At 65.7% G+C, this 14826-nt stretch carries 16 protein-coding genes; 14 read left to right on the top strand and 2 right to left on the bottom strand.

Translation table 11 applies throughout. The annotated features are described in order from the left end of the window. From CXQ91_RS17110 to CXQ91_RS25345, 10 genes are all read left to right on the top strand, one after another. The coding region (locus CXQ91_RS17110) for a hypothetical protein (protein WP_146072371.1) at nucleotides 1-126 on the top strand (126 nt) is incomplete at its 5' end. 58 nt (nucleotides 127-184) lie between these two features. Then, complete coding sequence (locus CXQ91_RS17115; protein ID WP_181038931.1) at nucleotides 185-1735, top strand: amino acid permease; 1551 nt, start codon at nucleotides 185-187, stop codon at nucleotides 1733-1735. 201 nt (nucleotides 1736-1936) lie between these two features. Then, entirely contained in the window at nucleotides 1937-2884 is a 948-nt protein-coding gene (locus tag CXQ91_RS17120) for an L-lactate dehydrogenase (protein ID WP_104175106.1), read from the top strand. A gap of 125 nt (nucleotides 2885-3009) precedes the next feature. Then, a complete protein-coding gene (locus CXQ91_RS17125; RefSeq protein WP_104175107.1) occupies nucleotides 3010-3519 on the top strand; it encodes a hypothetical protein in 510 nt (169 codons plus the stop codon). A gap of 123 nt (nucleotides 3520-3642) precedes the next feature. Continuing rightward, on the top strand, nucleotides 3643-4272 hold the full coding sequence (locus tag CXQ91_RS17130) for a DUF305 domain-containing protein (protein WP_104175108.1): 630 nt from the start codon (nucleotides 3643-3645) through the stop codon (nucleotides 4270-4272). Nucleotides 4273-4442: 170 nt separating this feature from the next. Next, the gene (locus tag CXQ91_RS17135; RefSeq protein WP_104175109.1) at nucleotides 4443-5759 is read left to right on the top strand and encodes an ATP-binding protein; all 1317 of its coding nucleotides are present in this window, start codon (nucleotides 4443-4445) and stop codon (nucleotides 5757-5759) included. Nucleotides 5760-5776: 17 nt separating this feature from the next. Beyond that, complete coding sequence (locus CXQ91_RS17140) at nucleotides 5777-6421, top strand: hypothetical protein (RefSeq protein ID WP_104175110.1); 645 nt, start codon at nucleotides 5777-5779, stop codon at nucleotides 6419-6421. 3 nt (nucleotides 6422-6424) lie between these two features. After that, a complete protein-coding gene (locus tag CXQ91_RS17145) occupies nucleotides 6425-7690 on the top strand; it encodes a low temperature requirement protein A (RefSeq protein ID WP_104175111.1) in 1266 nt (421 codons plus the stop codon). A gap of 81 nt (nucleotides 7691-7771) precedes the next feature. Further along, nucleotides 7772-9121 (top strand): carboxylesterase/lipase family protein, encoded by a 1350-nt coding sequence (locus CXQ91_RS17150; protein WP_258074064.1) that lies wholly within the window; start codon nucleotides 7772-7774, stop codon nucleotides 9119-9121. 4 nt (nucleotides 9122-9125) lie between these two features. Further along, nucleotides 9126-9281, top strand: coding sequence for a hypothetical protein (locus CXQ91_RS25345; protein WP_258074065.1), 156 nt, complete (start codon nucleotides 9126-9128; stop codon nucleotides 9279-9281). A gap of 34 nt (nucleotides 9282-9315) precedes the next feature. On the opposite strand, the gene CXQ91_RS17155 is transcribed toward CXQ91_RS25345, so the two are convergent. Beyond that, nucleotides 9316-9921, bottom strand: coding sequence for an HD domain-containing protein (locus CXQ91_RS17155; RefSeq protein WP_104175112.1), 606 nt, complete (start codon nucleotides 9919-9921; stop codon nucleotides 9316-9318). Between the two features lie 9 nt (nucleotides 9922-9930). Next, nucleotides 9931-10827 carry a tRNA glutamyl-Q(34) synthetase GluQRS gene (gene gluQRS, locus CXQ91_RS17160; RefSeq protein ID WP_104175113.1) on the bottom strand — a complete coding sequence of 299 codons (897 nt, stop codon included), beginning with the start codon at nucleotides 10825-10827 and terminating at the stop codon, nucleotides 9931-9933. Nucleotides 10828-11220: 393 nt separating this feature from the next. Here gluQRS and CXQ91_RS17165 point away from each other — a divergent pair, with 393 nt between their 5' ends. The 4 genes from CXQ91_RS17165 to CXQ91_RS17180 all read left to right on the top strand — a co-directional run bounded on the left by CXQ91_RS17165 (nucleotide 11221) and on the right by CXQ91_RS17180 (nucleotide 14800). After that, nucleotides 11221-11679: an Lrp/AsnC family transcriptional regulator gene (locus CXQ91_RS17165; RefSeq protein ID WP_181038936.1), complete on the top strand. Its 459-nt coding sequence runs from the start codon at nucleotides 11221-11223 to the stop codon at nucleotides 11677-11679. A gap of 84 nt (nucleotides 11680-11763) precedes the next feature. Then, on the top strand, nucleotides 11764-13254 hold the full coding sequence (locus tag CXQ91_RS17170) for a WXG100 family type VII secretion target (protein WP_104175115.1): 1491 nt from the start codon (nucleotides 11764-11766) through the stop codon (nucleotides 13252-13254). Further along, nucleotides 13251-13889 carry a hypothetical protein gene (locus CXQ91_RS17175; protein WP_104175116.1) on the top strand — a complete coding sequence of 213 codons (639 nt, stop codon included), beginning with the start codon at nucleotides 13251-13253 and terminating at the stop codon, nucleotides 13887-13889. Before CXQ91_RS17170 ends, CXQ91_RS17175 begins: the two co-directional genes overlap by 4 nt. Nucleotides 13890-14119: 230 nt before the next feature. Further along, complete coding sequence (locus CXQ91_RS17180; protein ID WP_104175117.1) at nucleotides 14120-14800, top strand: hypothetical protein; 681 nt, start codon at nucleotides 14120-14122, stop codon at nucleotides 14798-14800. The last annotated feature ends 26 nt before the right edge of the window (nucleotides 14801-14826 follow it).

Consider the following 14826-nt stretch of genomic DNA (forward strand, 5'->3'; position numbering starts at 1 on the left):
ATCGCCCAGGAAGCCCTCGCCACCGGCAAAGGGGTCGCCGAACTCGTCCTCGAACACGGCCTCCTCACCGCCGAACAACTCCAGGAACTCCTCAGCCCCCAACGCCTGGCCAACCTGAGCAAGTAAAAGCACCACCACCGAAGCACCTCCGGCTCCTCCCCAACAGGAAACCAAAGGACAACCAATGACACAGCCACAGCAGGACACTGCCCAAAAACAGGCAGTCACTGACCACACCATTCCGGCGCACGCGCACGCTTCCGAAGCCACGCTCCACCGCGAGGATGAGGGTTACCACAAGGGACTCAAGCCGCGGCAGGTCCAGATGATCGCCATCGGCGGCGCGATCGGCACCGGGCTCTTTATGGGTGCCGGCGGCCGGCTTGCCACCGCCGGGCCTGCCCTCATCATCAGCTACGCGGTGTGCGGCTTCTTTGCCTTCATGATCCTGCGCGCCCTCGGCGAACTGGTGATGCACCGCCCCTCGTCAGGATCGTTCGTTTCCTACGCCCGGGAGTTCTTCGGCGAGAAGGCAGCCTTCGTCACCGGCTGGCTGTACTGGCTGAACTGGGCGATGACCGCAATCGTGGACATCACCGCCGTCGCTCTTTACATGAACTTCTTCAAGAAATACTGGGCTCCCATCGCGGATGTTCCCCAGTGGGTGTGGGCGCTGACGGCCCTGATCCTGGTGCTCGGCCTGAACCTGATCTCCGTCAAGGTCTTCGGCGAACTCGAGTTCTGGTTCGCGCTCATCAAGGTGGTGGCGCTGGTGACCTTCCTCGTGGTGGGGATCTACTTCGTCATCTTCGGCACACCCGTGGACGGCCAGCAGGTGGGCTTCAGCCTGATCGCGGACAACGGAGGCATGTTCCCCAACGGTCTCCTGCCCGCCATCGTCGTGATGCAGGGCGTCGTGTTCGCCTACGCTTCCATCGAGCTGATCGGCACCGCCGCCGGTGAAACCGAGAACCCGGAAAAGATCATGCCCAAGGCCATCAACACGGTGATCTTCCGTATCGCGGTGTTCTACGTGGGCTCCCTGGTGCTGCTGTCCCTGCTGTTGCCGTACACCTCGTACAAAGCCGGCGAAAGCCCGTTCGTCACGTTCTTCGGCTCCATCGGCGTGGAAGGCGTGGACGCGATCATGAACCTGGTGGTCCTCACCGCGGCACTGTCCTCGCTGAACGCCGGCCTGTACTCCACCGGCCGCATCATGCGGTCCATGTCCGTCACCGGGTCCGCCCCCAAGTTCGCAGCCCGCATGAACAAGGCCGGCGTCCCCTACGGCGGCATCGCACTGACTGCTGCCGTGGCCGTCCTCGGCGTGGTGCTCAACGCCCTCGTTCCCGCCGAAGCCTTCGAGATCGTCCTCAACGTCGCCTCCCTGGGCATCATCAGCACCTGGGCCGTGATTGTGATGTGCCAGATGCAGCTGGCTCGGCTGGCCAAGCGCGGCGAGCTGCTCCGCCCGGCGTTCCGGATGCCCGGCGCGCCTGTGACCGGCTGGATCACGCTGGCCTTCCTGCTGGCAGTGCTGGTTCTGATGGCCTTCGACTCCCCCGTAGGCACCTGGACCATCGCCTCGCTACTTGTCATCATCCCCCTGATGATGCTGGGCTGGCGCCTCTGCCGGGACCGCGTCCTGGAGCTCGCCGCGGTCCGCGACGGCTTCACCGGCCCCTACCCGCTTGTCGCCAACCGGCCCGGCCCGGGCTCGCGGGACAGCGAATAGCCAGCGCGGCGAATAGACCCTTCCTTTAGCGCGAACGGACACTTGCGGCCCTGAAATCTTCGGATCGAAGGGCAGCAAGTGTCCGTTCGCGTTTGCGGCGGGGCCTGTGCTGCCAGCCCTAAATCGGTAGCATGTAGCCATCGCGGACGCTTGCACCATCAGCGCGGCCCTGGAGTGCCGGGGCCGGGGAAGAGGTAGCTCATGTCAGGATCCAAACTTGCCGTGGTGGGAGCCGGGAGCGTGGGCACCTCGCTGGCCTACGCGGCCCTGATCCGGGGTTCGGCCAGCAACATCGCCTTGTTCGATGTCAACGCCCTCAAAGCGGAGGCAGAGGTCCTGGACCTTGCCCACGGCACTCAGTTCGCCGCGGTGGCCGCCACGGTCACCGGCGGCGGCGACATCGCCGTAACGGAAAGCGCCGACGTGGTGGTGATCACAGCCGGGGCGAAGCAGGCCCCGGGCCAAACGCGCCTGGATCTTGCCGGCACGAACGTCCGCATCCTCGAACAGCTCATGCCGCAACTGCTTCAGCGTGCCCCGGACGCCGTCTATGTCCTGGTCACCAACCCCTGCGACGTGCTCACTGTTGCAGCGCAAAAGATCTCCGGGCTGCCGCCGGAACGCGTCTTTTCCTCCGGCACCGTGCTGGATACGTCGCGGCTGCGGTGGCTGCTGGCCCGCCGCGCCGGCGTCTCCGTGGCCAGCGTCCATGCCAGCATGGTGGGTGAGCACGGCGACACGGAGTTTCCGGTGTGGTCCGGTGCCACCATCGGCCCCGTCCCCATCCGTGACTGGAAAGACCACGGCGAACGCATCTTCACCCCGGAGTACCTCGCCGAGACGGCCCGCGAGGTGACGCAGGCGGCCTACAAAGTCATCGCCGGCAAGGGAGCAACCAACTACGCGATCGGCCTTTCCGGCGCGCGGATCGTAGAAGCCCTGCTCCGGGACGAGAACGCCGTGCTGCCAGTGTCCACCGTGCTGGACGGCCCCTACGGGATCTCCGGGGTGGCGTTGTCCCTTCCCAGTATTGTGGGTCGCGGCGGCGTGCACCGCGTGCTGCATACGCCCATGGACGACGGCGAACTGGCGGCCCTGCAGTATTCGGCCGCTACCCTGCGGAACACGATGGGGACGTTGGGAATCTAAGCTGTCAGCAAACGAAACTTCAGTGGCATCCCCTTCGTTGAACCTGAGGCGGGCATGCGGCACAAGCCGGTAGCCTTGACCTGACCGTTGACTGAGTGATTCTGGCTGAGGGGAAGGAGGACGCCGTGGCCACATCCGTGACAGGCACTGCCGCCGCTCTCCTTCGCCGTGCGTCGCTGTTCGCCACCCTGCTGGCCATCGTGGCCGGGCTCCTCGGCATGCACGTCCTCGCCGGATCGCACGGCGTTCACGGTACGGCTGTTGCTGCCCCCGCCGCACCCAGTTCCGTCGGGGACGAGCAGACGACGACGTCCACCCGCCACGGCGGCCATGTCAGCCGCGGCGCTCCCGGCAGCCCGGCGGCTGCACCTGCCGAGACTGCCACCGCCCCGGCGGCCGGAAGCACTGCCCAGCTGCCGCCGTCGTGCTCCTGCCGGGGCAGCTGTGGCGAAATTTCTGCGGCACATGCGACCTGTGTCCCGGCCCCCGGCGGCTCGTCCCTGGCCGCACCGCCACCGGGAACCGCCCCGGTCGCCGCACCGGACCCGGGCGCCAGCCGGCTCCAGGCTGTCGCCGCGTACGCCTATGTGCCCGGCAGTCCTTCGCCGGGCGAACTGTCCATCAGCCGCACATAAAACCGGGCCCGCGCCGTGCAGATTCCGGCGCCCACCATGCCCCTGGACGCGTGCTGCCCGTGTGGCAGTGATGCGCGTCCGCCGATACCGGCACCCCCGCCGGATTCACGAAGGACCCATTCCATGAAGAAGAACCTGACCCTATCCGCCGCCGCCCTTGCCGCCGTCATCGCACTGGCGGGCTGCGCCACGGATTCGACCACCACCGCCGGCAACCCCAGCACGGGAAGCGGCTCCAGCATGGACCACGGCGCCATGGGCTCCAGCTCGGCGCCGGCGGATAGCGCTGCTGCCATGGGCCACAACGCCGCCGACACCATGTTTGCGCAGTCGATGATCCCGCACCATGCACAGGCCGTGGAAATGAGCGAACTGATGCTCAAGAAGCAGGGCGCCGATCCGGACGTGACGGAGCTGGCCACCAGGATCAAGGCCGCCCAAGCACCGGAAATCGAACAGATGACCGGCTGGCTCAACGGCTGGAACGAATCCACCCAGGTGGCCGATGGCCACAGCATGTCCGGCATGATGGGCGCGGACGACCTCCAGGCACTCGGGGCTGCCCAGGGCAAGGAGGCGGACAAGCTATTCCTCACGCAGATGATCGCCCATCACAAGGGCGCCGTGGACATGGCCAAAGCGGAGATCGCCGACGGCGGGAACAGCGATGCGATCAAACTCAGCGAGAAGATCATCGCCGCCCAGGAGGCCGAAATAAAGGAGATGGAGAACCTGCTGGCCGCGGCTCAGTAGCAGGGCTTCCGTAGCCGGGCCGCAAGTGTCCGTTCGCGCTTAAGTTGCGGCGGCTAGGGTGAGCCGGCGTAATGCAACGCCGGCGCAACCCCCGGCGGGGGTCGGTTCGCATATGCTCAGCAGAGAAGTTCACGCTGGCTCAACGACGAACCACCACAGGAGTAACGCTCATGACCACCTGGCGGATCAGGGATTTCCATTCGGCCGATCTTGACGGCATCCTGCACCTCTGGGAATCGCTGAAGGCCAGCAACGTGGAGCCCGTCTACGCGCTCTCCGAAGTCCTGGCCTCCTGCGAGAAGGACCACGCCGTCGTGGCGGTGCAGGGTGATCAGGTGGTGGGTGCCGCCGTCGGACGTGCCGCGCACGACCAGGGCTGGATCGTTTTCCTGGCCACACTCCCCGAATTCCGCGGCCGCGGGATCGGCACCTCGCTGCTGGCCGCCGTCGAAAACAGGATGGCCCCGCACGGGCTGAACAAACTTTCGGCGCTTATGCCGGAGTCCGAAACCCGGGTGGAGGCGTTCCTCAGCCGCGGCTTCGTGCTCAAGAAAAACCTGCGGTACTTCGAGCGGACCATCCCGGTGCAGCGCCAGGAACTCGAACCCCTGGGCCTCCTCGGCGGCCGCATCCTGGCCCGCGACCTCTGGGAGAACGTTGCCGGCATGCGGAACGAGAAGGAACTGCTGGAACGCCGGCTGGTGCTCCCCCTGGCGGAAGCAGACCTCGCGGACGAATTCGGCGTAGTGCCGCCGCGCGCCGTCGTGCTCTTTGGCCCTCCCGGCACCGGAAAAACCACGTTTGCGAAGGCGATCGCGTCCCGCCTGGAATGGCCGTTCGTGGAAGTATTCCCCTCCAGACTCGCCGCCGATCCAAAGGGCCTGGCCGGCGCGCTCCGTGAGACGTTCCTGGAGATCGCCGAGCTGGAACATGCCGTGGTGTTCATAGACGAGGTGGAGGAGATCGCGTCCCAGCGGTCCGGCGAACCGCCGTCGCCGCTGCAGGGCGTCACCAACGAGCTCCTCAAAATCATCCCGGCCTTCCGCGAACAGCCCGGCCGCCTGCTGGTGTGCGCCACCAACTTCATCCGCGCGCTGGACACCGCCTTCCTGCGGCACGGCCGGTTTGACTACGTGATCCCGATCGGCCTCCCGGACTCCGAAGCCCGCCGCGCCATGTGGGAACGCTTCATCCCTGCCACCGTGGTGGACGACGTGGACGTTGAGCTGCTGGTGGACCGCACCGAGGGCTTCTCCCCTGCGGACATTGAGTACGCCGCCCGGAGCGCCTCCCAGCGTGCGCTGGAAAAGGCGGTGTACGACGACGGCGGGCTGGCTTCCGGCGGCGACGTCTCCATCCGCGAAGCAGTCCGGAAGGGACCCGCCACGCAGGACTACCTCGATGCGATCGCTGACACGCGCACGACAGTGAGCAAAGAGGTCCACGAGCTGTTCCTGGAGGACATCGACGCACTGGGCCGGGTGTAGCCCCTGATGCTCGTCCGATGATCCTGTTCCTGACTGTTCTCAGCGGCATCGCCTGGACGGTGGTGTACGTTGACGCAGTCCGGATCGGTTTCAGGGACCGGTGCTATGCGATCCCCGCCGCAGCCCTGGCGCTGAACTTCGCCTGGGAGGCCATCTATGCGTCTCATTCGGTCACCACCGGGCTGTCCGTCCAGGGCGTCATCAACATCGTGTGGGCGCTGGCGGACGTCGTCATCCTGTACACGTTCTTCAGGTTCGGCCGGGCCGAGCTCCCTTTCTGGGTGACCCGGAAGCTCTTCCTTGGCTGGGCGGTCCTCCTGGGCGTCACCGCCTTCACTGTGCAGCTGTTATTCGTTGCTGAGTTCGGCTGGGAGGCCGCGCCGCGCTACTCGGCCTTCCTGCAGAACCTGCTGATGTCCGGGCTGTTCATCGCCATGTTCGTTGCCCGCGGCGGCGCCCGGGGCCAGTCCCTGCTGATCGCCGTCGCCAAATGGATCGGAACCCTGGCTCCCACCATCGTTTTCGGCTGGTTCGGCAACTCGCCGCTGATCCTGGGCGTCGGCGCCCTCTGCAGCATTTTCGACCTCGTGTATATCGGTTTGATGCTGCGGGCGCGGCCGGGGCGCGCTGGAGCGGGCGCGGCTCACGGCGGTACTCTTTGAGCCATGTCCAACAATCCCCTTCGGCATGCCGTGGCCCGTATGGGCGGCCGTGACCCACATGAGCAGCACCGTGCCGCCACACCGCTGGAACTGTTCTTCGACCTGACGTTTGTCATTGCGTTCGGAGTGGCCGGAAGCCAGTTCGCCCACGAGATAGCCGAAGCCCACTTTGGTGCCGGGCTGCTGGGCTTCTCCTTCGCGATGTTCGCCGTGATCTGGGCCTGGATCAACTTCACCTGGTTTGCCAGCGCCTACGACACCGACGACTGGGTCTTCCGCGTGGTCACCATGGTCCAGCTTCTCGGCGTACTGATCCTGGCCATGGGAATTGAGCCGATGTTCCACTCTCTGGTGGAGGGCGACCATGTGGACAATGCCGTGATGGTGGGCGGCTACGTGATCATGCGCTTGGCCCTGGTGTTCCAGTGGCTGCGCGCGGCACGGCAGGATCCTGCACGCCGGCAGACCTGCCGGCGCTACGCCACGTACCTTGGCGTGGTGCAGCTCGGCTGGATCGCGGTGCTCATCATTGAGGCGGACATCCTGACCACGTTCCTCGTTGCTGCGCCCCTGTTCATCCTGGAAATGGCCACACCCTACGCCGCGGAGCGCGGCATGCGGACCCCGTGGCACGCGCACCATATCGCCGAGCGCTACGGGCTGCTCGCCATCATTGCCCTTGGCGAATGCCTGATCGGGGCGATCGAAACCCTCCGCGCCATTGTGGCCCACCATGGCTGGAGCGTCGATGCCGCGCTGGTGGGATTCGGCGGAACGGCCCTTGCATTCAGCATGTGGTGGATCTACTTCATCCTGCCCGCTGGCCCGGCCCTGCATCACCAGCGCCACCGCTCATTCTTCTTCGGCTACGGGCACATGCCCATCTTCGCTGCCATCGCCGCAACCGGCGCCGGACTGCACGTCGCGGCCTACTACATCGACCACGAGGCCCACATCAGCGCCGCCGTGGCCGTGGCCTGCATCGCGGTACCCGTGGCGCTGTTCAAACTTTCCCTGACCTGGCTCTTCAGCGTCATGATCTGCGTGGACCGCACCGTCATTGCCGTGGCAGCCGGCGTCGTGGTTGCGCTAGCGGGCAGCGTTGGACTTGCCGTCGCCGGGGTCTCGGTGCCCGTTTGCCTTCTGGTGATTGTGCTGGCGCTGGGCGTTTCGATTGTCATCGACGAAAAGCGCGGCACCGACAAGATGATCGCAGCGCTGGAGCAGATGGAGCGGGAGGCCTCGACGGGCTCGACCAACAAGGGGTGACCTTCGGCTCTGCAAAAGCGACACCGCGGGATGCCAAGGTGACTTTATGGCCCGAAACCCTCGACCCGGTTGTTGGTAGGCATGGACACTGTCGTCAAGACCACGCATGGCCCGCTGCGCGGCAGCATTGCCAACGGCGTGCACCGTTTCCTGGGCATCCCGTACGCGGCGCCGACGTCGGGCGCGAACCGGCTCCGTCCGCCGCAGCCGGTCCAGCCCTGGACCGAAGTCCGCGACGCCACCCAGTATGGCGCGGCCCCTTTCCAGCTCGCTCCCCCGGAAAGTGCGGGCACGGAGTGGGACGCCGCGCTGGCCGGCGACGACTGCCTGAACCTGAATGTCTGGACACCAGATCCCGGCAGCGCCGGCCTGCCGGTAATGGTCTGGATTCAGGGCGGCGCGTTCGAAATCGGTTCGACGGCGGCGTATGACGGCCGGAACTTCGCCCGGGACGGCGTCGTCTGTGTGGTGATCAACTGGCGGGTCGGCGCCGACGGGTTCCTTGACCTTGGCGACGGGCAGGCCAACGTCGGTCTCCTTGACCAGGTCGCGGCCCTGCGCTGGGTCCGCAGGAACATCACAGCCTTCGGCGGTGATCCCGGCAACGTCACTGTCTTTGGGCAGTCGGCGGGGGCCATGAGCATCGGAATTCTCCTGTCGATGCCCCGCGCGGAGGGACTGTTCCGGCGCGCTATCCTGCAGAGCGGCGCCGCCCACCATGTCTTACCCGCCCAGAGCGCCCACCATATCGGCCGGTCCCTTGCCGAGAAGCTTGGGGTGCCGCAAACCCGGGAGGCAATGGCAGGCGTTCCCGTCCCGCGTTTTCTCGAGGCGCAGGCGGAGTTGCAAGCGGATTTCCGTGCCCACCCGGACCCCTGGCTCTGGGGACACGAGGTAGCGGCGAGCATGATGCTCTGGCAGCCGTCGATCGACGGTGATGTCATTCCCCGGCGCCCCATTGACCGGATTCGTGCCGGCGCCAGCGCGACGGTGGACCTCATGGTGGGCACCAATACCGAGGACTGGAAGCTGTTCCTTGCCATCACGGGCGTGATCGCGAAGGTCACGGAGCAGGACCTGGTGGAATCGAGGAGCGTGGACGGCTTCCCGCCAATTGGTGCATACGGTCTCCCCGCGGCGACGGCACTCGACGAGTACCGCTCCCACTATCCGGACAGTTCACCAGGCGATGTGCTGGCCGCCGTGGAAACCGACTGGTGGGTGCGGATGCCGGCGATCCGCCTGGCGGAGGCCCGTGCCAAGGACGGGTCGCTGACCGCCGCGCACGTACATGTACGAGTTCGCGTGGCCCGCCCCCGGCCTTGGCGCAGTCCATGCCGTGGATGTGCCGTTCGTCTTCGACACCCTGGACAAGCACTCCAGGTTGTTCGGACCGCTGCTCGGGACAGACCCTCCGCAGGAACTGGCTGATGCCATGCACGCCGCGTGGATTTCCTTTGCAGCCACCGGGGATGCGGGCTGGCCAGGCTACGATCTCGAGCGCCGGACCACCATGCTCTTTAACACCGAGTCACGCGTGGTTTACGATCCCAGGGCGTGGGAACGGGACCTCTGGAAGGGCGTCCGGTAACCGGCAGTCGCCGGTGGCCTCGGCGCCCGAGAAGCTACGACTCGTAGGAGAGGTTCTCGTAGTCGGTGTCGTCCGCCTCGTCCAGGCGGTCGTCCAGTTCTTCGAGCAGCCACGGGTTCACCCTGGCCAGGATCATCCGGACCTCTTCCACCGGGACAGCGTTGTAAAGCACCGGGCGAGCCTCGTCGTAGCGGGTTACCGGCGGCTTGTCCGGCCACTTTTCGGCCAGGGCCTTGACGCGCTCAGGCAGGGAGTTGTGGGCGTTGTCCGCGATCTTGACCAGTGTGGCGTCATGGTCTTCGGCGATGAACCGGATACCGGCCTCGTAGTCGTCCGGGTTGTCATGCAGCCGCTTGGTGACACGCTCAATGATGTCCACGGCGCGCTCGGAGACGCCCATGTCCAGCAGCGCCTGCCGGGTGATGGGGGTGTCCTCGGCGATGTCGTGCAGGTAACCGGCAATCCGGATGTCGTCGTCGAAATCCGCCAGGGCATCGCCGACGGCGAGAACATGTTCGCGGTATGGCCGCTTGAGCTTGTCCTTCTGGCGGTTGTGGGCCACCTCGGCGAGGACCCGGGCCGTGTCAACAGTGAATCGTGGCTGGGGGAGGTGTGCGTCCGGGGTTCCTGTTTCTGGCATGGTTCCAGCCTACGCGCCCAGCTGCACCGCCCCCGGCCACACCCACGGGTCCCGCGGCAGGCTTGCGGGATCGAATACGGCCAGCGCATTCCCCAGCGGCCCTGCCGGCAACCCCAACGATGCCAGGATGATGTCCCGGACACGGCCCGCATCCAGCCCGGCGCTGGCGAGGTCCGCCAGCGTCACTGCGCCGTCGCGCTTGGCCAGCCGGGCGCCGTCGGAATTCACCACCAGCGGCACGTGAGCATATTCCGGAACAGGAATATTCAAGAGTGAAGCGAGATAGGACTGCCGCGGGGAGGAGGGCAGCAGGTCGTCCCCGCGGACCACCTGGTCAATTCCCTGGGCTGCGTCGTCCACCACCACGGCCAGGTTATAGGCGGTCACGCCATCGTTGCGCCGGAGCACAAAGTCGTCCACCATGCCCGTGTATGTGCCGTGCAGCTGGTCTTCGACCGTCCAGTCCGTCACAGCCGCTCGGAGCCGGATGGCGGCGGGGCGAATTGTCCTTTTGAACTCGAGTTCTGCCGGATCGAGGTTCCGGCACGTCCCCGGGTAAGCACCCTGCGGGGCATGCGGCGCCGACGGCGCCTCCTGGATTTCCCGCCGGGTGCAGAAGCATTCATACGTCAGCCCCGCGGCTGCGAGGCGGTCGATCGCCTCCGCGTACAGCGGCTCGCGTTCCGTTTGGCGCACGACGCCGCCGTCCCAGGTCACTCCGATGGCCGCCAGATCGCGGAGCTGCTCCGCCTCCGCACCCGCACGGGCCCGGTCAAGGTCCTCCACGCGCATCAGGAAGCGCCGGCCGGTGGAGCGGGCGAACAGCCACGCGAGTATCGCCGTCCTGAGGTTTCCCACGTGGAGTTCGCCGGAGGGGCTCGGAGCGAAGCGGCCGGCTGATGTCATGGCACCAGCCTAGGCTCACCGGCGGTGGGCGAGGCAACACGGCAGAAGCAAACACAAGAGCCCCTCAGCTACCGAACACTCCGGGTGATCCGGCGTCGGTGGCTCAGGGGCTCTTGCCGTGCCGGGTCCGGGAGCGTAGCTCCGGACCCCTTGCACTGCTTGCGGAATGACGATGCGTGAACAAGTGTCAATCAGCGGCGGCCTCCTTGCGGGAAACCTGTTCCAGGGACCGGGTGGTGTGCCGGGGCTCCTGTAGCCTGCGGGATCCGGCGGTAGCCTGCGTCCCTTGTTGCCACTATTTCAACAGAAGCCCTACAGTAGGCGCAACGAGCAAGTGCTTCGCTGGTCAATCTGATCAATCGCGCAGCGCGCAACAGGCAGGAAGTGAACAGATTGCAGGAACTGGATTCCACCGACCGGCGGATCCTTGCCGCATTGGACAACGACCCCCGCGTTCCCATCATGGTGCTCGCACAGAAGCTGGGCCTGGCGCGGGGTACCGTGCAGTCGCGATTGGAGCGGATGACGGCGTCGGGGGCCCTCCGCCCCAACAGCAGCCGGGTGCTGCCCTCGGCGCTCGGCCGGGGCGTGGCCGCCGCAGTGAGCGCGGAACTGGACCAGAGCCACCTGAACGAGGCCATCGCCGCGCTGCGTGAGATCCCTGAAGTCCTGGAATGCCATGCCCCTGCCGGCGACACCGACCTCCTGATCCGCGTGGTGGCCAAGAGCCCGGACGATCTCTACCGGGTATCCGAGGAAATCAGGCTTTGCCCCGGCATTGTCCGCACGTCCACCAGCATGTTCCTGCGCGAGGTCATTCCCTACCGCACCACCGGGCTGCTGGGAGCCTGACACCGCACCATACGGGGACTTCTCCCCATCGCTGCCTGCCGGCAAAGCCGTTAGGCTGGCCGTGGACTTCAACCAGGGGGAAAAGTGGCGGGGAACTTCTACGGTGCGGACGTCGCACAGCTACGCCAGCTCGCAAAGGAACTGGCCACCGGCGCCAGCCGGCTGGACCAGCTGGGACAACAGTTGGGCAGCTCCATTGCCTCCAGCCCGTGGAAGGGCAACGACGGCGAGCGCTTCCGCAGCGATTGGAACGCGAAGCACGCCAAGGTGCTCAGGGCTGCAGCCGCCGGCATCCAGCAGGCATCCAAAGCATTGCTCCAGAATGCGGAGCAGCAGGACCGGGCCAGCACCGGTTCAACCGGCGGCGGCACGGGCGGGCCAGGCGGAAGCGGCAACTCTCCGGCTGACGGCGCCGCGCAGGAACTGACGGACCGGCTCAACGGAATGACCCCTGCAGAACGCGCGGCTTACCTGAAGAGCGATGATTTCAGGAAGTGGGCGCTGGACAATCCGGACGCCGCGAAGGCCGCCCTGGACGCTGCCGCAGACTCCGGGCTGATCGGCAAGAATTCGCCGGAGTATTCGGATTTCCTCACCGACTACTGGAACCAACAGGCCATGCGGGACATGGGCATCGACCCGGCCGACTGGGATACGTCCAAGGGCACGGCGTACAACTGGGAAACCATCAAGAAGGTCTACGACTTCTACGGCCAGGCCTACCTGTCCAACCCGGACCTGCAGTGGGCGGGCATGGCCAACATGATCGGTCCTTCGTTCGCCGGCGGGTTCAAGGACATGGCCGTGATGCGGGAACTGGCCCGGCAGATCGCGGACAACCCGGCGTCTGACATACCGCTGCCGGTGCTGGACCAGATCGAGCAGCTGGCTGGCATGACGGACCAGGAGATCAAGTTCTACGAAACCAGCATGCTGGACATGAACAAGGAAATCTTCCTGGACCAGGCCCGTCAGCACCAGGCTTATATGAACGGCGGCCTGGACGAAATCAACCGGCTCCGCGACTCCGGCGCCATCGATCCGGAAACGGCCCGGTCCTGGGAAAAAATCGACTCAGGCGACCCTTCACAGGTGCAGGAAGGGAACACGGAACTGCTGTACCGCGAACAGAACGAAATCATCGCTGACGACTACGAGAACATGCGCAGCCACCCCGGCGGTGAGGCAGTGACCTACATGGTGACCCTCGCCGGTGAACCGTCAATCCCTGGCGCCAAGAGCTACCCGGAGGTGTTCCCGTACGAGTTCAGCGTGGAAAGCCCGGGACCGGAGAACGTGCCACTCACCAACTGGGACAACCCCACGCAGTTCCGCACGGACTTCACCACCGGCTTCCCCGACGGCAATATCGCCAGCGCCGACCAACGCTGGGCGCTCATCGAGCAGGACACGCTGCCGGCCTACCAGAACCTGCTGGCAACTGACCCGGCACGTGCCGAGCAGATCATTGGCTCCGATTTCAATGCCCGCGTGGACCAGTACAGGCCAACGAACAACATCCCGGGAATCATGGACCGCTTCGTCTCCGGCTTTGACGCGGAGGTGCACCAGTGACGTCCACCCGGCGATTCCGGCGGCAGGCCGCCGTCGTCCTCCTTGCCCTCACCGGAAGCCTCGCCCTGGCAGGCTGCCGGGTCAGCGGCACCGCCACCGAACCAACCTCTCAAGGGAGCACCATGAGCACCTCGGAATTCTCCACTCTCGACGCCGCCGGGGTGGATCAAATCCGCGCCACCAAGACGGCCCGGCTGGACATGAGTTCGGGCTCGCTGCAGAAGGCCGCCGTACGGGTCACCGAGGACAGCTACGGCCCGGAAATCAACACCCGCGACTCAGGCAAGGTCGCGCTCACGATTGCCGCCCCCAACGGCGAAATCACCGGTGAAACCGACCGCATCCGCTTCAAGACCACGGACAAGCGCCCCGACTTCAGCGAAGTGACCTACTTCCTCACCGCGGAGTCGGCGGACGAGTACTTTGAGCTCATCCGGGACGGCGTGGAGCGCTATGGAATCGACAGCGACTCCGCCGAACGGTGGATTTCCTCCGCGGAAGCGGACCCGGCCAAGAAGAGTGATTTTTCCATCACTTCGGGGACGGACACCGGCCTGGAAGTCAACTACGACCTACGGTACGACGGCGGCAAGGACACCCAGGTGATCATCGTCCATGTCAGCCCGGCAGCGTAGGCAAAATGACATGGGGACCGCCCCCCTGAAGAAAATGGCACCACTGATCGCACTGACCGCGGCGGACGGACACCATCCGCGTTCGGGGCGGAGGGACCACCGGGCGGATGACCTTCATCTACACGGTCTTCCTGTCCGAGGAGTAGTACACCCCTGAAATCAAGGCAGAAATAGCGGGACGGTGAGTTCCGAATCTGAGCCCGGCGACCGGGCAGACAGGAAGTGATCAGATGCGGGAACCATATCGCGGAGGTGCGCCGGCGACGTCCACCTGGCGATTCCGGCGGCAGGCCGCCGTCGTCCTTCTTGCCCTAGCCGGAAGCCTTGCCTTGGCAAGCTGCCAGATCAGCGGCAAAACCACCGAACCGACCTCCCAGGGGAGCACCCTGAGCAACTCTGAGTTCTCTACTCTCGACGCCGCCGGGGTGGATCAGATCCGCGACACCAAGACCGCGCGGCTTGACATGCGTTCGGGGTCCCTGAAGAAGGCGGCTGTTCGGGTGACAGAGGCCAGCTACGGTCCGGAAATCAATACCCGCGGCTCAGGAAAGATTGCACTGACCATTGCCGCACCCAACGGCGCAGTCACCGGCGAAACCGACCGCATCCGCTTCGACACCACGGGCAAGCGCTCCGACTTCAGCGAAGTGACCTACTTCCTCACCGCGGATTCGGCGGATGAGTATTTCAGCCTCATCCGCGACGGCGTTCAGCGGTATGGAATCAGCGGCGACTCCGCTGAACGATGGATTTCATCGACAGAGAAGAACCCCGCGAAGACGAGCGACTTCTCCATCACCTCGGGCACGGCCGTCGGCCTGGACGTCAATTACGATCTCCGATACGACGGCGCCAAGGACACCCAGGTGATCATCGTCCATGTCAGACCCCGCAGCCTAGGCGGAACGTGATGCGGACTATGGAGCCGGATGAACAC

The sequence above is a fragment of the Arthrobacter sp. Y81 genome, from assembly GCF_002929335.1.
In the GTDB taxonomy this organism is placed as follows: domain Bacteria; phylum Actinomycetota; class Actinomycetes; order Actinomycetales; family Micrococcaceae; genus Arthrobacter.

Bases quoted from the DNA above. Each gene is read 5' to 3' on its own strand.
- CXQ91_RS17115 (WP_181038931.1), top strand. From the start codon at position 185: ATGACACAGCCACAGCAGGACACTGCCCAAAAACAGGCAGTCACTGAC.
- CXQ91_RS17120 (WP_104175106.1), top strand. From the start codon at position 1,937: ATGTCAGGATCCAAACTTGCCGTGGTGGGAGCCGGGAGCGTGGGCACC.
- CXQ91_RS17130 (WP_104175108.1), top strand. From the start codon at position 3,643: ATGAAGAAGAACCTGACCCTATCCGCCGCCGCCCTTGCCGCCGTCATC.
- CXQ91_RS17135 (WP_104175109.1), top strand. From the start codon at position 4,443: ATGACCACCTGGCGGATCAGGGATTTCCATTCGGCCGATCTTGACGGC.
- CXQ91_RS17140 (WP_104175110.1), top strand. From the start codon at position 5,777: ATGATCCTGTTCCTGACTGTTCTCAGCGGCATCGCCTGGACGGTGGTG.
- CXQ91_RS17145 (WP_104175111.1), top strand. From the start codon at position 6,425: ATGTCCAACAATCCCCTTCGGCATGCCGTGGCCCGTATGGGCGGCCGT.
- CXQ91_RS17150 (WP_258074064.1), top strand. From the start codon at position 7,772: ATGGACACTGTCGTCAAGACCACGCATGGCCCGCTGCGCGGCAGCATT.
- CXQ91_RS25345 (WP_258074065.1), top strand. From the start codon at position 9,126: ATGCACGCCGCGTGGATTTCCTTTGCAGCCACCGGGGATGCGGGCTGG.
- CXQ91_RS17155 (WP_104175112.1), bottom strand. From the start codon at position 9,921: ATGCCAGAAACAGGAACCCCGGACGCACACCTCCCCCAGCCACGATTC.
- gluQRS (WP_104175113.1), bottom strand. From the start codon at position 10,827: ATGACATCAGCCGGCCGCTTCGCTCCGAGCCCCTCCGGCGAACTCCAC.
- CXQ91_RS17180 (WP_104175117.1), top strand. From the start codon at position 14,120: ATGCGGGAACCATATCGCGGAGGTGCGCCGGCGACGTCCACCTGGCGA.